Source organism: Lentzea sp. NPDC059081, assembly GCF_042738015.1.
In the GTDB taxonomy this organism is placed as follows: Bacteria; Actinomycetota; Actinomycetes; order Mycobacteriales; family Pseudonocardiaceae; genus Lentzea.
Genome location: NZ_JBHYGW010000018.1, coordinates 100,500 through 115,718, shown reverse-complemented (window position 1 = coordinate 115,718; position 15,219 = coordinate 100,500). Strand labels below are relative to the sequence as shown.

The 15,219-nt window shown below is 70.2% G+C and carries 18 protein-coding genes; 14 read left to right on the top strand and 4 right to left on the bottom strand.

The window, feature by feature from the left end; all coding sequences use genetic code 11:
* Window positions 1-234: 234 nt before the first annotated feature.
* Both ACFWV3_RS31745 and ACFWV3_RS31740 read left to right on the top strand, forming a co-directional pair.
* Window positions 235-1,236: a methionine synthase gene (locus tag ACFWV3_RS31745; protein ID WP_382416637.1), complete on the top strand. Its 1,002-nt coding sequence runs from the start codon at window positions 235-237 to the stop codon at window positions 1,234-1,236.
* A gap of 92 nt (window positions 1,237-1,328) precedes the next feature.
* Window positions 1,329-3,182, top strand: coding sequence for a glycoside hydrolase family 9 protein (locus ACFWV3_RS31740; RefSeq protein ID WP_382416635.1), 1,854 nt, complete (start codon window positions 1,329-1,331; stop codon window positions 3,180-3,182).
* Between the two features lie 7 nt (window positions 3,183-3,189).
* Here ACFWV3_RS31740 and ACFWV3_RS31735 read toward each other — a convergent pair whose 3' ends face one another.
* The gene (locus ACFWV3_RS31735; RefSeq protein WP_382416633.1) at window positions 3,190-3,669 is read right to left on the bottom strand and encodes a GNAT family N-acetyltransferase; all 480 of its coding nucleotides are present in this window, start codon (window positions 3,667-3,669) and stop codon (window positions 3,190-3,192) included.
* A 64-nt stretch (window positions 3,670-3,733) separates the two neighbouring features.
* On the opposite strand from ACFWV3_RS31735, the gene ACFWV3_RS31730 reads away from it, so the two are divergent.
* The 6 genes from ACFWV3_RS31730 to ACFWV3_RS31705 are packed head-to-tail and all read left to right on the top strand — an operon-like array spanning window position 3,734 to window position 8,663.
* Window positions 3,734-4,243, top strand: a complete 510-nt coding sequence (locus ACFWV3_RS31730) for a hypothetical protein (RefSeq protein WP_382416632.1) — start codon at window positions 3,734-3,736, stop codon at window positions 4,241-4,243.
* Window positions 4,240-4,797 carry a YdeI family protein gene (locus tag ACFWV3_RS31725; RefSeq protein ID WP_382416630.1) on the top strand — a complete coding sequence of 186 codons (558 nt, stop codon included), beginning with the start codon at window positions 4,240-4,242 and terminating at the stop codon, window positions 4,795-4,797. Before ACFWV3_RS31730 ends, ACFWV3_RS31725 begins: the two co-directional genes overlap by 4 nt.
* A gap of 5 nt (window positions 4,798-4,802) precedes the next feature.
* The gene (locus ACFWV3_RS31720) at window positions 4,803-5,456 is read left to right on the top strand and encodes a hypothetical protein (protein WP_382416628.1); all 654 of its coding nucleotides are present in this window, start codon (window positions 4,803-4,805) and stop codon (window positions 5,454-5,456) included.
* Window positions 5,457-5,488: 32 nt separating this feature from the next.
* Window positions 5,489-7,597: an NAD-dependent DNA ligase LigA gene (gene ligA, locus ACFWV3_RS31715; RefSeq protein WP_382416626.1), complete on the top strand. Its 2,109-nt coding sequence runs from the start codon at window positions 5,489-5,491 to the stop codon at window positions 7,595-7,597.
* The gene (locus tag ACFWV3_RS31710) at window positions 7,590-8,093 is read left to right on the top strand and encodes a GNAT family N-acetyltransferase (protein ID WP_382416624.1); all 504 of its coding nucleotides are present in this window, start codon (window positions 7,590-7,592) and stop codon (window positions 8,091-8,093) included. Before ligA ends, ACFWV3_RS31710 begins: the two co-directional genes overlap by 8 nt.
* 60 nt (window positions 8,094-8,153) lie before the next feature.
* Entirely contained in the window at window positions 8,154-8,663 is a 510-nt protein-coding gene (locus tag ACFWV3_RS31705) for a hypothetical protein (protein ID WP_382416622.1), read from the top strand.
* A gap of 28 nt (window positions 8,664-8,691) precedes the next feature.
* Here the strand turns inward: ACFWV3_RS31705 and ACFWV3_RS31700 are convergent, their stop codons facing one another.
* Window positions 8,692-9,117, bottom strand: a complete 426-nt coding sequence (locus tag ACFWV3_RS31700; RefSeq protein ID WP_382416620.1) for an SWIM zinc finger domain-containing protein — start codon at window positions 9,115-9,117, stop codon at window positions 8,692-8,694.
* A 115-nt stretch (window positions 9,118-9,232) separates the two neighbouring features.
* Complete coding sequence (locus tag ACFWV3_RS31695; protein ID WP_093593770.1) at window positions 9,233-9,457, bottom strand: hypothetical protein; 225 nt, start codon at window positions 9,455-9,457, stop codon at window positions 9,233-9,235.
* A 188-nt stretch (window positions 9,458-9,645) separates the two neighbouring features.
* Here ACFWV3_RS31695 and ACFWV3_RS31690 point away from each other — a divergent pair, with 188 nt between their 5' ends.
* A complete protein-coding gene (locus ACFWV3_RS31690; protein ID WP_382416618.1) occupies window positions 9,646-10,329 on the top strand; it encodes a 3-keto-5-aminohexanoate cleavage protein in 684 nt (227 codons plus the stop codon).
* 15 nt (window positions 10,330-10,344) lie between these two features.
* On the opposite strand, the gene ACFWV3_RS31685 is transcribed toward ACFWV3_RS31690, so the two are convergent.
* Complete coding sequence (locus ACFWV3_RS31685) at window positions 10,345-10,998, bottom strand: ACT domain-containing protein (protein ID WP_382416750.1); 654 nt, start codon at window positions 10,996-10,998, stop codon at window positions 10,345-10,347.
* Window positions 10,999-11,228: 230 nt separating this feature from the next.
* Here ACFWV3_RS31685 and gatC point away from each other — a divergent pair, with 230 nt between their 5' ends.
* From gatC to ACFWV3_RS31660, 5 genes are all read left to right on the top strand, one after another.
* Window positions 11,229-11,528, top strand: coding sequence for an Asp-tRNA(Asn)/Glu-tRNA(Gln) amidotransferase subunit GatC (gene gatC / locus ACFWV3_RS31680; RefSeq protein ID WP_189154510.1), 300 nt, complete (start codon window positions 11,229-11,231; stop codon window positions 11,526-11,528).
* Window positions 11,525-13,009 carry an Asp-tRNA(Asn)/Glu-tRNA(Gln) amidotransferase subunit GatA gene (gatA, locus tag ACFWV3_RS31675; protein WP_382416616.1) on the top strand — a complete coding sequence of 495 codons (1,485 nt, stop codon included), beginning with the start codon at window positions 11,525-11,527 and terminating at the stop codon, window positions 13,007-13,009. Before gatC ends, gatA begins: the two co-directional genes overlap by 4 nt.
* Entirely contained in the window at window positions 13,006-13,203 is a 198-nt protein-coding gene (locus ACFWV3_RS31670) for a hypothetical protein (protein WP_330854915.1), read from the top strand. Before gatA ends, ACFWV3_RS31670 begins: the two co-directional genes overlap by 4 nt.
* Window positions 13,200-14,702, top strand: coding sequence for an Asp-tRNA(Asn)/Glu-tRNA(Gln) amidotransferase subunit GatB (gatB, locus tag ACFWV3_RS31665; RefSeq protein ID WP_382416613.1), 1,503 nt, complete (start codon window positions 13,200-13,202; stop codon window positions 14,700-14,702). Before ACFWV3_RS31670 ends, gatB begins: the two co-directional genes overlap by 4 nt.
* A 184-nt stretch (window positions 14,703-14,886) precedes the next feature.
* On the top strand, window positions 14,887-15,186 hold the full coding sequence (locus tag ACFWV3_RS31660) for a hypothetical protein (RefSeq protein ID WP_382416611.1): 300 nt from the start codon (window positions 14,887-14,889) through the stop codon (window positions 15,184-15,186).
* Window positions 15,187-15,219 lie beyond the last annotated feature (33 nt).

The window sequence follows — 15,219 nt, the reverse complement described above, 5'->3', positions numbered from 1 at the left end:
GGGGGGTGGGGTGGCGGCGTGGGGGGGGGAGAAGAAGAAGGGGGCGGGGGGGGGTTTTTTCTGGGGGGGGGGGGGGGGGGGGGGGGGGGGGAGGGGGGCCCCCTCCCCCCCCCCCCCCCACGTCTGTCGGGTGCCTCGACTGTCAGCACCTGCTCAGTCACGGTAAGTGGCCTAGACCATAGCGTCAATGGGTCTAGACCTCTTCTGTCTGCCGGACAGTGGAACAATTCGGCGGTGCGTGGAGCCACTGGAATCGGATCGCTGCCCGGAACCGACATCGACGAGGCGGCGCGGATCGTCGTCGGTGAGCTGCCCGAGCTGCCGCACGTGCCCGAGCTGCCGGGGCGGGGAGTCGGCGCGGACATGGTCGGCCGCACCGCCGGCCTGCTCGTCGACCTCGCGATCGAGGTCATCACCTCCGGCTACCGCGTGACGCCGCGTCCCGGCCGCGACCACCGGCGTGCCGTCGACCTGCTGCGCGGCGACCTGGACGCGTTCGACGAGGCGTTGGAACGCGCTGGTGCGCAGCCGTCGGTCGTGAAGGTGCAGGCAGTCGGGCCGTGGACGTTGATGTCGAACATCGAGCTGATGCGCGGTCATCGGGTGCTCACGGACTACGGCGCCGTGAAGGAGTTCTCCGAGTCGTTGGCCGAGGGCCTGCGTCAGCACGCCGCAGAGGTCGCCAAGCGCACGAGGGCCAAGGTCGTCGTGCAGCTCGACGAACCGGGGCTGCCCGCCGTGCTGCAGGGCCTGCTGCCGACGCCGTCGAAGCTCGGGACCGTGCCCGCGGTGCCCGGACCGGACGCCCGTGCCGTGCTGGCCACCGTGATCGAGGCGCTCGGCGACCACGAGGTCGTCGTCCACTGCTGCGCGCCGCACCCGCCGTTGACGCTGCTGCGCGAGGCCGGCGCGACCGCCATCTCGTTCGACGCGACGCTGATCAAGGGGGCGGAGGCGCTCGACGAGATCGGCGAGACCTGGGAGGCGGGCACGACGCTGGCGCTGGGCCTGGTGCCGAGCCTCGACCCCGGCGCGCCCGTGACGTTGAAGGACGTCGGCCAGCGGGCGTTCACCCTGGCCGACCGGCTGGGCTTCCCGCGCTCGATCCTCGCCGAGAGGGCGCTGCCCACGCCGACGTGCGGGCTGGCGGGCGCGACGTCCTCGTGGGTCAAGCGGGCGCTCTCGCTGACCCGCGACCTGTCGTCCGCGTTCGCGGAGCCTCCCGAGGGCTGGTGATGTCCGGTTCGTGAGGCTAGTCTGCTGCGCACTATTAGGAAACTTTCTTAACCGAAGGCCTGTGGTCGAGGCCTGGACCGGGAGTTCCCCTCATGCGCATCAGACGTGCGGCTCTCGTCGCCGCAGTGCTCACCGGCGTGGTCGCGGCGCCTGCCCAGGCCGCCCCGGCCGCGCACATCAGGTTGGACCAGATCGGGTTCGGCACCTCCGAGGCGAAGCACGCGTACGTGCTCGGCGGTGCCGCGAACGCCAGGTTCACGGTCGTCGACAGCCGCGGCCGGACCGTGCTGACCGGCAGGACCGGCGCGTCGACGGGGTCGTGGAGCGAGAAGTTCCCCGCGGTGCACCCGATCGACTTCTCGTCGTTGAAGGCCTCCGGGACGTACCGGATCAAGGTCGGATCGGCCGTGTCTCCGACGTTCGAGGTCGACTCGCTGCGGAAGCTGTTCTCGCCGGTCGCGTCGAGCACGGTCGAGTTCTTCCAGGCGCAGCGCGACGGGGCCCACGTGATCCCCGGCAGGCTGAACCGCAAGCCCGCGCACCTCACCGACCGGTCCGCGATGGTCTACGAGGCACCGGTGTTCGCCGGCGAGGGCGGCGACGAGATCGCGGCGCCGTTGCAGCCGACCGGCACGCGCGTCGACCTCGAAGGCGGCTGGTTCGACGCCGGTGACTTCGTGAAGTTCACGCACGCGTCGTCGTACTCGACGGCGTCGATGCTGCTGGCGTTGCGCAACAGGCACGACGCCGCGCTGTACGAGGAGGCGAAGTTCGGTCTCCGGTGGCTCGACAAGGCGTGGGACGAGAAGACCGGCGTGCTGTACGCGCAGGTCGGCATCGGCACGGGCTCCGAGGAGTTCGGCTTCGTCGGCGACCACGACGTGTGGCGCCTGCCGGAGGCCGACGACAGGCTCGACGTGAAGCCCGGCGACAGCGAGTACTACATCAAGCACCGGCCCGTCTTCCGCGCCAACCAGGCCGGCGAGAAGATCAGCCCGAACCTGGTCGGCCGCGTCGCGGGCTCGTTCGCGCTGGCCGCGCAGATCGAGGCCACGCGCGACCCGCGGCTCGCCCGTTCGTACCTGGAGAAGGCGGCGTCGCTGTTCGCCCTGGCCAAGACGTCGGACGTCGGCGAGCTCGTGACGGCGTTCCCGCACGCCTACTACCCCGAGGAGTCGTGGACCGACGACATGGAGTTCGGCGCAACGCAGCTCGCGCTGGCCGCCAAGTCGTTGAACGACAAGCGTTACGCGTCCTTCGCACGTGCGGCCGCGCACTGGGCGCACGAGTTCCTGGCCACGGGCGACCCGGACACGTTGAACGTCTACAACATCTCCGCTCTCGGGCACGCGGACCTCGCGCCGTTGCTGAAGAAGGGCGTGCCGGGCGCCGAGGTGACCGAGAAGCAGGTCGTCGGCGACATCGAACGGCAGCTGCGCAAGGGTGCTGACGCCGCCCGCACGTCACCGTTCCGCACCGCCGCCGACGTCGGGACCTGGGACGTCGGTTCGCGCACGTTCGGCTACATCACCACCGCGGCGCTGCACCAGAAGCTGACCGGCTCGAAGCAGTACGCGACCTTCGGCACCCAGCAGCGCGGCTTCGCCCTCGGCACGAACGCCTGGGGCACGTCGCTGATCGTCGGCGTCGGCGCGAAGTTCCCCGAGTGCCCGCACCACCAGGCGGCGAACCTGTCCGGTTCCTCCTCCGGCGGCTCGAAGGTGCTGGTCGGCGCGGTGATCAACGGCCCGAACGACGCGTCGCTGTTCGGCGACCTCGGCGAGATGCCGGCGGGCTCCGTCGACTGCACCAAGCCCTACACGCTCGAGTTCGACTCCGCGAAGTCCGTGTTCGCCGACGACCTGCGTTCGTGGCCGAGCTCCGAACCGGCCATCGACTTCACGGCGACGGGTGTGCTCGGCTTCTCGTTGGTCGCGAGCTCCTGAGCCGTTCTCAGAGCCGGGTGAACGGCTGTGCGTACCGGAACGCCCCCGCGGCGACCGGTGCGAACAGCCGTGCCTGGAAGTGCGGCGCCCACTCGGGAACCGGCGGCGTGATCCCGAACTCCTCCGCGAGCCGGAACCCGAACCGCGCGTAGTACCGGGGATCACCCAGGAGGATGACCGCGCGCTCGTCCCGTGCCTCCGCCGCCCCGAGAACGGCGTGCACCAGGGCCTTGCCGATGCCCGCCCGCTGGTGGTCCGGGTGCACGCTGATCGGCCCGAGCCCCAACACCGGTACGTCGTCGATATAGCCGCGCGTGCACACGACGTGTCCGAGAACCCCCTCGGCCACAAGAGAAAGCTCCGGAATCCATCCCTCGTCGGCACGCAGCCAGTCGACCAGCGGAGCCTCGGGCCCGTTCTTGAACGCGAGGTTGGTGACGTCGCGGATGGCGTCGATGTCTGCGGGCGTCTCCCGCCGGATCAGCATGACGCGCACTGTGGGCCAAAGCCGTCGCCGCGCGCCACCCAGTTTCCGAAGCCATAATCCGCGCGTGGTCGTGAGACGGACCGTGATGGTCTGCGTACTTGCCGTGGTGGCCTACCTCGCATCGTGGTGGGCTCTCAAAGAAGACGAGGAACCCGTCAGTCCCGCGTCGATGTTCCTGACCGACTACTCCACCGCCGAGAAGGGCAGCTGCGTGAAGTTCAGCGGCCCCGGCGAGAACGACCAGGGGCTCACCGTCGTCGGCTGCGACAGGGCCGCGTTGAAGGTCGGGGCCGTGCTGGACGCCACCAACGGCGAGTGCCCGCGCGGCGACTACAAGGTGTTGCGGGACACCAGGCACGACGCGGCGTTGTGCCTGATGCCCAACGCCGGCAGGGGTGACTGCTTCGAGCTCGACACCGAGGACCTGCAGCGGTCGGTCGTGTCCAAGTTCGACTGTGCGGCGCCGAGGGTGAACGTGCAGGTCGTGGACGTCGCACGAGAAAGTTGCCCCGAAGCCGCCGAGTTCGGTGTTCCCTATGAGGAGATGACGCTCTGCCTGAGGAGGGTGCGTTGATCGTCTTCGAGGGGCCCGCGGAGTTCGACGCGTGGCTGCACGAGAACGGCGCGAACGAGACCGAGCTGTGGCTCAAGTACGCCAAGAAGGGCTCGGGGCTGAAAACGATCACCTACGACGAGGCGCTGGACGTCGCCCTGTGCCACGGGTGGATCGACGGGCTGGTGCGGTCCGTGGACGAGACCTACTACTCGCAGCGCTGGACGCCCCGCAAGGCGCGCAGCAAGTGGTCCAAGCGCAACTGCGGCAAGGTCGAGGAACTGATCGCGGCCGGCAGGATGCTGCCGGCGGGCTTGAAGGAGATCGAGAAGGCCAAGGCGGACGGCCGGTGGGACGCGGCCTACGCCGGTCCGGCGACGATCGAGGTGCCCGACGACCTCGTCGCGGCGCTCGACGCGAATCCCAAAGCGGCCGAGTTCTTCAAGACGCTGAACAGCCAGAACCGGTACGCGGTGCTGCTGCGCATCCACGACGCGAAAAGGCCGGAGACGCGGCAGCGGCGCATCGCCCAGTTCGTCGAAATGTTGGCCGAGGGGCGCAAGCTCTACGCTTGAGAATCATGAAGTGGTTCCGCCGCCGCAAAGCCGACGACGTCGTCCCCGCCCACCTGCCGAACGCCGACGAGGCGGCGCAGCGGTTCTGGGAGCGGTGGTTCGAGCTGGTGCCGGTGGTGAGCGCGGCACTCGGCGACGGCGAGCCGCACCGCGTCGAGGACGAGCTCGGCGACCTCGTCGCGGGGCTGCACCCGGACCTCGTGTTCTCCCTCGAACAGGGCCACATGGCGATGTACGCGCTGGTGGTCACCGGTCAGGAGGACCCGCGGCTGCGCCCGTACACCGACGCGTGGATCCAGGCGGCGCCGCCGACCGACATGGTCTGGGAGTTCCACGACTCGGTGCCGCCGGTGCCGGACCCGACCGAGGTGGTCGTGAACCTCGGCGAGGTCAGGATGCGGCTGGGCGACTACCGGGTGGTGGCCCAGGTGGACGGGGACGTCGTCGACGTGGCGGTCTACCACCCGGCGCTGGCCGAGCTGAGCGACCAGCAGCGGCAGACGATGACGTTCCTGCCCCTGGACGTCACTCTGGGCGAGCGGCTGGCGGGGGAGCGGCTGCGGCGCGTGGAGACCGCGCAGCTCGAGCCGGAGGGCACGATCAGCCTGCTGGAGCTGCGTTCTCTGGTCAGGACGCTCGCCGGAACGGCTCAGGACTGAAACTGTCGGACCTGCTCACTAAGCTGACCGACGTGACCAGCGAGAGCCTTGAAGACGTCCCGGCCGAGGTGCGCGAGCGGCATGCCGTGCTCGCGGAAGAGGTGCGTTCGCACCAGTTCCGCTACTACGTGCTGGACGACCCGATCGTCACCGACGGTGAGTTCGACGCGCTCCTCAAGTCGCTGGAGGCGCTGGAGGCCGAGCACCCCGGCCTCGCCACGCCCGAGTCGCCCACGCAGCTCGTCGGCGGCACCTTCTCGACCGAGTTCAAGGCGGTCGACCACCTGGAGCGCATGCTCAGCCTGGACAACGTCTTCGCCCAGGACGAGCTGACGGCGTGGTTCGAGCGCGTGCAGAAGGAGATCGGCTCCGGCACGCACTTCCTGTGCGAGCTGAAGATCGACGGCCTGGCGATCAACCTGCTGTACGAGAAGGGCAAGCTCACGCGGGCGCTCACCCGCGGCGACGGGCGCACCGGCGAGGACGTGACGCTGAACGTCCGCACGATCGCGGACGTGCCCTCGGTGCTGAAGGGGTCCGACGAGTACCCGGTGCCCGACCTGGTCGAGGTGCGCGGCGAGGTCTTCTTCGCGGTGGACGACTTCCTGGCGCTCAACGCGTCGCTGGTCGAGCAGGGCAAGCCGCCGTTCGCCAACCCGCGCAACACGGCGGCCGGGTCGTTGCGGCAGAAGGACCCCAAGGTCACCGCCTCGCGCAAGCTGCGGATGATCTGCCACGGCATCGGCAGGACCGAGGGCTTCGAGGTGGCGCGCCAGTCGCTGGCCTACGAGGCGCTCAAGGCGTGGGGCCTGCCGACGTCCCCGCACACCGAGGTGCTGAGCGACCCGGCTGCCGTGCGCGCCAAGGTCGAGTACTGGGGCGAGCACCGGCACGACGCGGTGCACGAGATCGACGGCCTCGTGGTCAAGGTCGACGAGGTGGCGCTGCAACGGCGCCTGGGCACGACGTCGCGCGCCCCGCGGTGGGCGATCGCGTACAAGTACCCGCCGGAGGAGGCCACCACGACGTTGCTGGACATCCAGGTCCAGGTCGGCCGCACGGGCCGCGTCACGCCGTTCGCCGTGATGGAGCCCGTGAAGGTGGCGGGCTCGACGGTCGCGCGGGCCACGCTGCACAACGGGTCGGAGGTGAAGCGCAAGGGCGTCCTGATCGGCGACCGCATCGTCATCCGCAAGGCCGGCGACGTGATCCCCGAGGTGCTCGGTCCCGTGCTGGCGGCCCGGCCCGACGACGCGCGCGAGTTCGTGATGCCGACGAGGTGTCCCGAGTGCAACGCCGTGCTGCGGCCGATGAAGGAGGGCGACGTCGACATCCGCTGCCCCAACGCGGAGACGTGCCCCGGCCAGCTGCGCGAACGCCTGGCTTACCTGGCTTCCCGCGCCGCGCTCGACGTCGAGGTGCTCGGCTACGAGGCGGCGGCCGCGATCACCGAGTCCACGGTGTACACCAACGAGGCCGACCTGTTCGACCTCGACGCCGAGGCGTTGCTGCAGGTGGAGCGGTTCAAGACGATGAAGGGCGAGCTGTCCGCCAACGCGCTGAAGCTGCTGGACAACCTGGAGTCGGCCAAGTCCCGTCCGCTGTGGAGGGTGCTGGTCGCGCTGTCGATCCGGCACGTCGGCCCCACCGCCGCCCGCGCGCTGGCCCTGGAGTTCGGCTCGATGGACGCGATCGTCGCCGCCGAGGAGGAGGTCCTCGCCGGTGCCGAGGGCGTCGGCCCGACGATCGCCGCAGCCGTCGTGGAGTGGCGGGAAACCGAGTGGCGCCAAGGCGTCGTGCGGCGCTGGCGCGAGGCGGGCGTGCGCATGGAGGACGAACGCGACGCGTCGATCACCCGCAACCTCGAGGGCCTGTCCATCGTGGTCACCGGCTCGTTGACGGAGTACTCGCGCGACTCGGCCAAGGAGTCGATCCTCGCCCGCGGTGGCAAGGCGGCGGGCTCGGTCTCCAAGAAAACCGCTTTCGTCGTGGTCGGCGACTCACCAGGATCCAAGTACGACAAGGCGATCTCCCTCAAGGTCCCCGTCCTCGACGAGGCGGGCTTCCGCGTCCTGCTGGAGCAGGGCCCGGACGCGGCGCGGGAGGTCGCCGTCATCGGGGAAGAGGGCACAGATGACTGACCTGATCATCCGTCCGGCCACGGAAGCCGACCTGTCCGCCGTCGGCGCGATCACGGTCCAGGCCTACAGCGCCGACGGCTACGTGAACGCGCACGACGACTACGCGAGGACCCTCGCCGACGCCACGTCCCGCTTCCGCGACGCCGAGGTGCTCGTGGCCGCGGACGACGAGACGGGCGAGGTGCTCGGGTCCGTCACCGTCGTGCACCCCGGCACGCCCTACGCCGAGATCTCGCGGCCGGGTGAGCTGGAGTTCCGCATGCTCTCGGTGTCACCGGAGGCCCGCGGCAGGGGCGTGGGCGAGACCCTGGTGCGCGCGGTGATCGACAGGGCCAGGGCCGAGGGCGCGGACGGCCTGGTGCTGTCGTCGTCGGAGAAGATGCTGGCGGCGCACCGGCTCTACCAGCGCCTCGGCTTCACGCGCCTGCCCGACCGCGACTGGCAGCCGTTGCCCGGTCTCCAGCTGCTGGCCTACGCCTACGGCCTGCCGCTCTGAGCAACCCCGTCCGCCGCCGCGCGTCTGATCGGACGGGTCCGCGCGGATGGGGGTTCGCGAATGAGGTCGGTCGTGGTCGCACTGGTACCGGTGCTGCTGCTGGGCGGTGCGGCCACTCCGGCCGCGCTCGCCGAGCAGGACCGTGGCGAGATCGCCGCCCTCGCGCAGCGCTACCTGGAGAACCGGGCGCGCAAGGTCACCACCGGCGAGCAGACACCGGGCTTCGGCGTGCCGGTGACCCCGGCACTCGCGGCGACGCTGGCGCAGCACGAGGCGAAGCTGGCCGCCGCCACGGCGTCGTCGCGGACGCGCTACCGGTCCGCCGTGGTCACGACACGCGTCGACAGGGTCGACGTCGACCAGAACGGCAGGGGCGTGGTCGCGCACGTCCACGAGCTCGGCGAGCTGTACTTCGAGGAGGCCGGACCGGTCCCGTTCACCGGCTACGGCCTGCCGCACCTGCTGACGTTCGTCCGCTCCGGTGAGCGCTGGCTCCTCGCCGACGTCGCGGTGCGGCCCTACAAGCACTGCGCACTGCTGCCGGAAACCCAGCGGCCGTCGGAGTGCTGAGCCGGCCCCGCTGCTTTCTTGCGCCCCGCTAGTTCTTGCGCTCCGCCTGCACGATCCGCGCCCGCAGCTTGAGGTCGCCGGCCGCCTGCTCGTACAGCAGGTCCCGCAGCACCTCCGCGGGCAAGGCTCTCAGCACGTCCTTGAGCTCCACGTCCTCGGCGTCGGGCGGCGGCACCGTCTCGCCCCGGTCCAGCAGCACCAGACCGACGGCGACGCAGTGCTTGCAGAAGAACCCCTCCGACCCGTGCGGGCAGCTGCACGCCCCCACCAGGTGCGTGCCGGACCAGGACAGCTCCACCACGTAGGCGTCGTCGTCACCACCTCGCACCCGTGCCGCCACGTGCCTGCTGTGCACCCGCAGGGACAGCACGGCGTCGCGATAGGTCAGGCCGCGCCAGTACGACTTGGTGCCAGCGCGGTGCAGCAGCAGTTCGGTGGTGAGGTCCGTCGACACGGGGGTCATCCAACCGGGTGACCGCGCGAACGACCAACATGATCGTCGCCGGACCCGCTCCACCGGCCGGGCGCGGCCGGCGAGCGCACGGCCGCGCGCTCGCCGGTGCCGTGCGCTACCGCGCGGTCGCCTCCAGGTCGAGCAGCGTCACGGCCGCCCGGAAGTACTTGTTGGTGCCCAGGTCCCGCACGGTCTTGATGTTGAACGCGGCCTTGAGCTTCTCCGCGTCACCGGGGCTCACGCCCTGCAGCGCGTCGACGGGCGCGTCCAGGATCTCGGTGAGGGGGAGGTTCTCGTACGCCTTGTCGAGCAGCATGTCGAGGTTCACGGTGATGGCCATGATCTTCATACCTCCGGGAGGGAGTCGGGCGATCACGGCAGATTCTGGGGTCAGTCCGGCGATCCCGCAGAAGATGCGGGAGCACCCGGAATCATCAGCGCTTCCGGCGCGCCAGGCCCGTCCGGATGCCCACAAAACCAATCCTCGAGTCACTACGCACACGAGAATTGTGTGGGACCGTATGAACTGTGCTGCAAGCCTGTCTGAACGGCTCCCGCACAGCCGAGGAGCACCCGGCCCTGCCGTTGTCCCCCGAACGCCTCGCCGAGGACGCGGCCGACGTCGCCGCGCTCGGCGTCACGTCGGTGCACCTCCACCCCAGGGACGTCATCGGCGCCGAGACGCTGGCCGGACCGGAGATCGCCACCACGATCGCCACGGTCAGGGCGGCCGTGCCGGGCATCGAGATCAGCGTGTCGACGAACGTCCCCGGCACCCGCGCGACCCTCATCGCCAGCTGGGGCCCGCTCGCGGCGGGCAGGCCCGACGTGGCGAGCGTGCACACCGGCGACCCGGCGTGGCGCGAGCTGGCACTGGCGCTGCACCGGGTCAACGTCGGCGTGGAACTGGTCGTCGCGGGCCCCGCCGACCTGCGGGACCTGCCGGGCGGCATCACGAGGATCACCGTCGCGGCGACACCGAAGACCGCCGAGTCGCTGCTGAGCGCGGTGGAACCGCTCGGCCTGCCGGTCCTGCTGCACGGCAGGGACGCCGACGCGTGGCCCGTCCTCACCTACGCCGCGCGCCTCGAACACCACGTGCGCATGGGGCTGGAGGACACGCTCGTGAAGCCGGACGGGACCCGCGCCAAGAACAACGCCGAGCTCGTCGCGCTGGCCCGGCGCAACCACCGGGCCAGGGCCCCGCGCTAGTCAGGAGAGAGAGCCCTAGTCGGGCAGCACGACCGCGACGATGCCCGCCAGGTGCGCCAGGCGCGCCACCTCGGCCGCGCGGAACATCGGGCCGCCCGGACGGCCCACGACGAGCACGCGGTCCGGCTTGCCCAGGGGCGTCGCGGCCAGTTCGGTGCCCAGCTCGCGCCACGTCTCCGGCACCCACTCGTCCTCGCCGTCGAGCACGGTCGCGCGCTCCAGCGGGAACCACGGCACGTCGGCCATGCGGGTCTCGGGGGCGGCGGACGACGCGGTCAGCCGGTTGATGCCGGTGCCCTGGGGGCCCACGACGATGGCCCAGCCGGCCCGGATGATCTTCGGGACGCCCTCGGTGAAGACCTCGAGACCCTTGCGGGGCTCCTCGGCGATCTCCTCCACGAGCTCCAGCTCGCGGTGGGTGTCCAGGATGCCCGCGTAGGGGCGCACGGCGTCGACCTCGACACCCTCGACCGACTCGGCGGCCGTGATCAGGGTGTCGGGCAGGCGGCCGGACGGGAGCTCGACGACGAGGTCGTCGATCGCGAGGCCGGAACCGCGTTCCACCACGTCCACGCTGAGTATGTCCGCCCCGATCTCGCCCAAAGCCGAAGCGACCGCGCCGAGGGTGCCGGGACGGTCCGGGAGCTGGACCCGGATCAGGAACGACAAGGTGAACGCCTCCATAGCTCGTGCGTGAGACCCCGCGTCTCGCGCCGTTGCCGGTCGGTGATTCTCGCAGACGCATCGTCAACGCATGACCTGCTGTCCGCGTTGCGGAACGGTTAAGTTGACGTGCCAGTCAACAGTAGTGGCGGTAACCCGTTCGAAGGCGCGTCTGACCAGCCCATAGACTCACGGGGTTCCCGATTCGTATCCCGACCCTACGGGGGTTGACAGGAGTGCCCAGCATCTCCCGCGACGAGGTCGCGCACCTGGCGAAGCTCGCCAGGCTGGCTGTGTCCGAGGACGAGCTCGACCTGTTCGCCGGCCAGCTCGACGTGATCCTCCAGTCGGTGGCGTCCGTTGGCGACATCGCCACGGCCGACATCCCGCCGACGTCGCACGCCGTTCCGCTGACCAACGTCTTCCGCGAGGACGTGGTCCGTCCGAGCCTCGGTCAGCAGCAGGCGCTCTCCGGCGCTCCTGAGGCCGAGGACGGCCGGTTCCGCGTGCCCCGCATCCTGGGTGAGGAAGCATGACCAACGACCTGATCCACGCCACCGCGGCCGAGCTCGCCGCGAAGATCCACAGCGGTGAGGTCACCTCCGTCGAGGTCACGCAGGCCCACCTGGACCGCATCGCCGAGACCGACGCGAAGGTCCACGCCTTCCTGCACGTCGACACCGAGGGCGCGCTCGCGCAGGCCCGCAGGGTCGACGAGGCCGTCAAGGCCGGTGAGCAGGTCTCCCCGCTCGCCGGTGTGCCGTTGGCGCTCAAGGACGTCATGACCACCGAGGGCGTGCCGACCACGGTCGGTTCCAAGATCCTCGAAGGCTGGCTGCCGCCCTACGACGCGACGGTGACGCGCAAGCTCAAGGAAGCCGGCGTCGTCATCCTCGGCAAGACGAACATGGACGAGTTCGCCATGGGCTCGTCGACCGAGAACTCGGCGTACGGTCCCACGCACAACCCGTGGGACCTCGACCGCATCCCCGGTGGCTCCGGCGGTGGCTCGTCGGCGTCGCTCGCCGCGTTCCAGGCCCCGCTCGCCATCGGCACCGACACCGGTGGCTCGATCCGCCAGCCCGGCGCCGTCACCGGCACCGTCGGCGTGAAGCCCACCTACGGCGGCGTCTCGCGCTACGGCCTCGTCGCGTTCTCGTCGTCGCTGGACCAGGCCGGTCCCTGTGCGCGCACGGTGCTCGACGCCGCGCTGCTGCACGAGGTCATCGCGGGCTACGACCACATGGACTCCACGTCCATCGACGCGCCCGTGCCGCCCGTGGTCGCCGCCGCCCGCGAGGGCCTGACCGGCGACCTGGCCGGCCTGCGCATCGGCGTCGTCACCCAGTTCAGCGGTGAGGGCTACCAGCAGGGCGTGCTGCGCAGCTTCCAGGCCGCCGTGTCGCAGCTCAAGGAGCTCGGCGCGGAGATCGCGGACGTGTCGTGCCCGAGCTTCGACTACGCGCTGCCCGCCTACTACCTCATCGCGCCGAGCGAGTGCTCGTCGAACCTCGCCCGGTTCGACGCCATGCGCTACGGCCTGCGCGTCGGCGACGACGGCTCGCGCAGCACCGAGGAGGTCATGTCGCTGACCCGCGAGGCCGGCTTCGGTCCCGAGGTCAAGCGCCGCATCATGATCGGCACGTACGCGCTGTCGTCCGGCTACTACGACGCCTACTACGGCTCGGCGCAGAAGGTCCGCACGCTCATCACGCAGGACTTCGCCAAGGCGTTCGAGAACTTCGACGTGCTGATCTCGCCGACCACGCCGACCACGGCGTTCAAGATCGGTGAGCGCGCGAACGACCCGATGGCCATGTACAAGGCCGACCTCTGCACCATCCCCGCGAACCTCGCGGGCACGCCCGCCATGAGCGTGCCGAGCGGTCTGTCCGATGAGGACGGTCTGCCGGTCGGTCTGCAGATCATGGCGCCGGCGTTGCAGGACCACCGCATGTACCGGGTCGCCGCGGCGTACGAGGCGGCGCGTGGAGCGTTTGGAGGCCCGTCGCTGTGAACATCAAGAGGGCAAGGGGATTCCTCGGCCTGGCCGGCGCCGTCGCGGGTGCGGTGGGAGCGTTCTCCGGCTTCCGCAACGCCCGTGCGAAGAACGACAAGCTGATGCTGGCGAACGCGATCGCGAGCATCGCGGTGGCGGTCACCGGTGCGGCGCTGGCCGCGCGCGCTCTGCGGAAGGACGACTTGGCATGACCGCTCTGGTTGAGCTGATGGACTACGACGAGGTCGTCGAGAAGTACGACCCCGTCCTGGGCCTGGAAGTGCACGTCGAGCTGCACACCAACACGAAGATGTTCTGCGGCTGCGCCAACGTCTTCGGCGGCGAGCCGAACACCAACACCTGCCCGACGTGCCTGGGTCTCCCCGGCTCGCTGCCGGTGGTGAACGGCAAGGCCGTCGAGTCCGCGATCCGCATCGGCCTCGCGCTGAACTGCGAGATCGCCGAGTGGTGCCGGTTCGCGCGGAAGAACTACTTCTACCCGGACATGCCGAAGAACTTCCAGACGTCGCAGTACGACGAGCCGATCGCCTTCAACGGCTGGCTCGACGTGACGCTGGACGACGGCGAGGTCATCCGCGTCGAGATCGAGCGCGCGCACATGGAGGAGGACACCGGCAAGTCGCTGCATGTCGGTGGCGCCACCGGTCGCATCCACGGCGCCGAGCACTCGCTGCTCGACTACAACCGCGCAGGCGTGCCGCTGATCGAGATCGTCACGAAGATGATCCCGGGCACCAAGGAACGCGCTCCCGAGGTCGCGCGTGCGTACGTGACGGCGTTGCGCGACCTGCTCAAGGCGCTCGACGTGTCCGACGTCCGCATGGACCAGGGCTCGCTGCGCTGCGACGCGAACGTGTCCCTGTCGCCGAAGACCACCGGCGCGCTGGGCACCCGCACCGAGACCAAGAACGTCAACTCGCTGCGCAGCGTCGAACGCGCCGTGCGCTTCGAGATGACCCGCCAGGCCGCGGTGCTGGAGTCGGGCGGCGAGGTCACCCAGGAGACCCGTCACTTCGACGAGTCGTCGGGCAGCACGTCCCCCGGCCGCAAGAAGGAGACGGCGGAGGACTACCGCTACTTCCCGGAGCCCGACCTGGTCCCGATCGCGCCGTCGCGCGAGTGGGTCGAGGAGCTCCGCGGCACCCTGCCCGAGCTGCCCTGGGAGCGCCGCGCGCGCATCCAGCAGGACTGGAACCTCACGGACGAGGTCCTGCGCGACCTCGTCAACGCCGGCGCCCTCGACCTGATCGAGGCCACCGTCGTCGCCGGCGCCAAGCCGGACGAGGCCCGCTCCTGGTGGGTGTCGTACCTGGCCCAGCAGGCCAACACCCGCGGCGTCGAGCTGTCGGCCCTGCCCATCACGCCCGCCGACGTGGCCCGCGTGATCGAGCTGGTGAACTCCGGCGCGCTCACCAACAAGCTCGCCCGCGAGGCCGTCAACGGCGTCCTGGAGGGCGAAGGCGGCCCGGACGAGGTCGTCGAGAAGCGCGGCCTCAAGGTCGTGTCGGACGACTCGGCGCTCGAGAAGGCCGTCGACGAGGCCCTCGCGGCCCAGCCGGACGTGGCGCAGAAGATCCGCGACGGCAAGGTCCAGGCGGCCGGTGCGATCGTCGGCGCGGTCATGAAGGCGACCAAGGGTCAGGCCGACGCGGCCCGCGTGCGTGAGATCGTGCTCGCTCGCTGCTCGTAGATACACAATCGACGGATAAATCACAAAGGGTCACCTGTTTGTGCAGGTGGCCCTTTGTGATCTTAGGCCGGACGAGTGGCTGTTAGCTAAATGAGACGTATACCTGTAGCCGTGTGTGCCACTCTCGTTGGGCGTCCATCTGGGGGGATGGAATGTAATAGTCCAAACGAGGGGGGAAATCCTCATGACTGTTCAGCGCGAAAACCTGGACCTGGCCGGCACCGAGGTCGTTCAGGAAGCGGAGTCGGTGCTCGAGGGCACGCCGGTCGTCGAGCCGGCGCCGGTGCCCGCGCCGCCGACCGAGGTGCCGGACCCGCCGACGAAGAAGGAAGACCCGGAAGTCACGCCGATGTGCTGCGGCGGGACGGGTGGCTTCCTGGTGAGGCCGCGCACGCTCGTCTCCGAGGGCGGCGTGGACTCCGGTGGCGACGTCGAACACGACCCGTCGTGCCCGAACCACGCGGACAACCTGGCCAGCCAGTAACTCAGCGTGTCCTGCCCGCCGACCGGTTCAGTG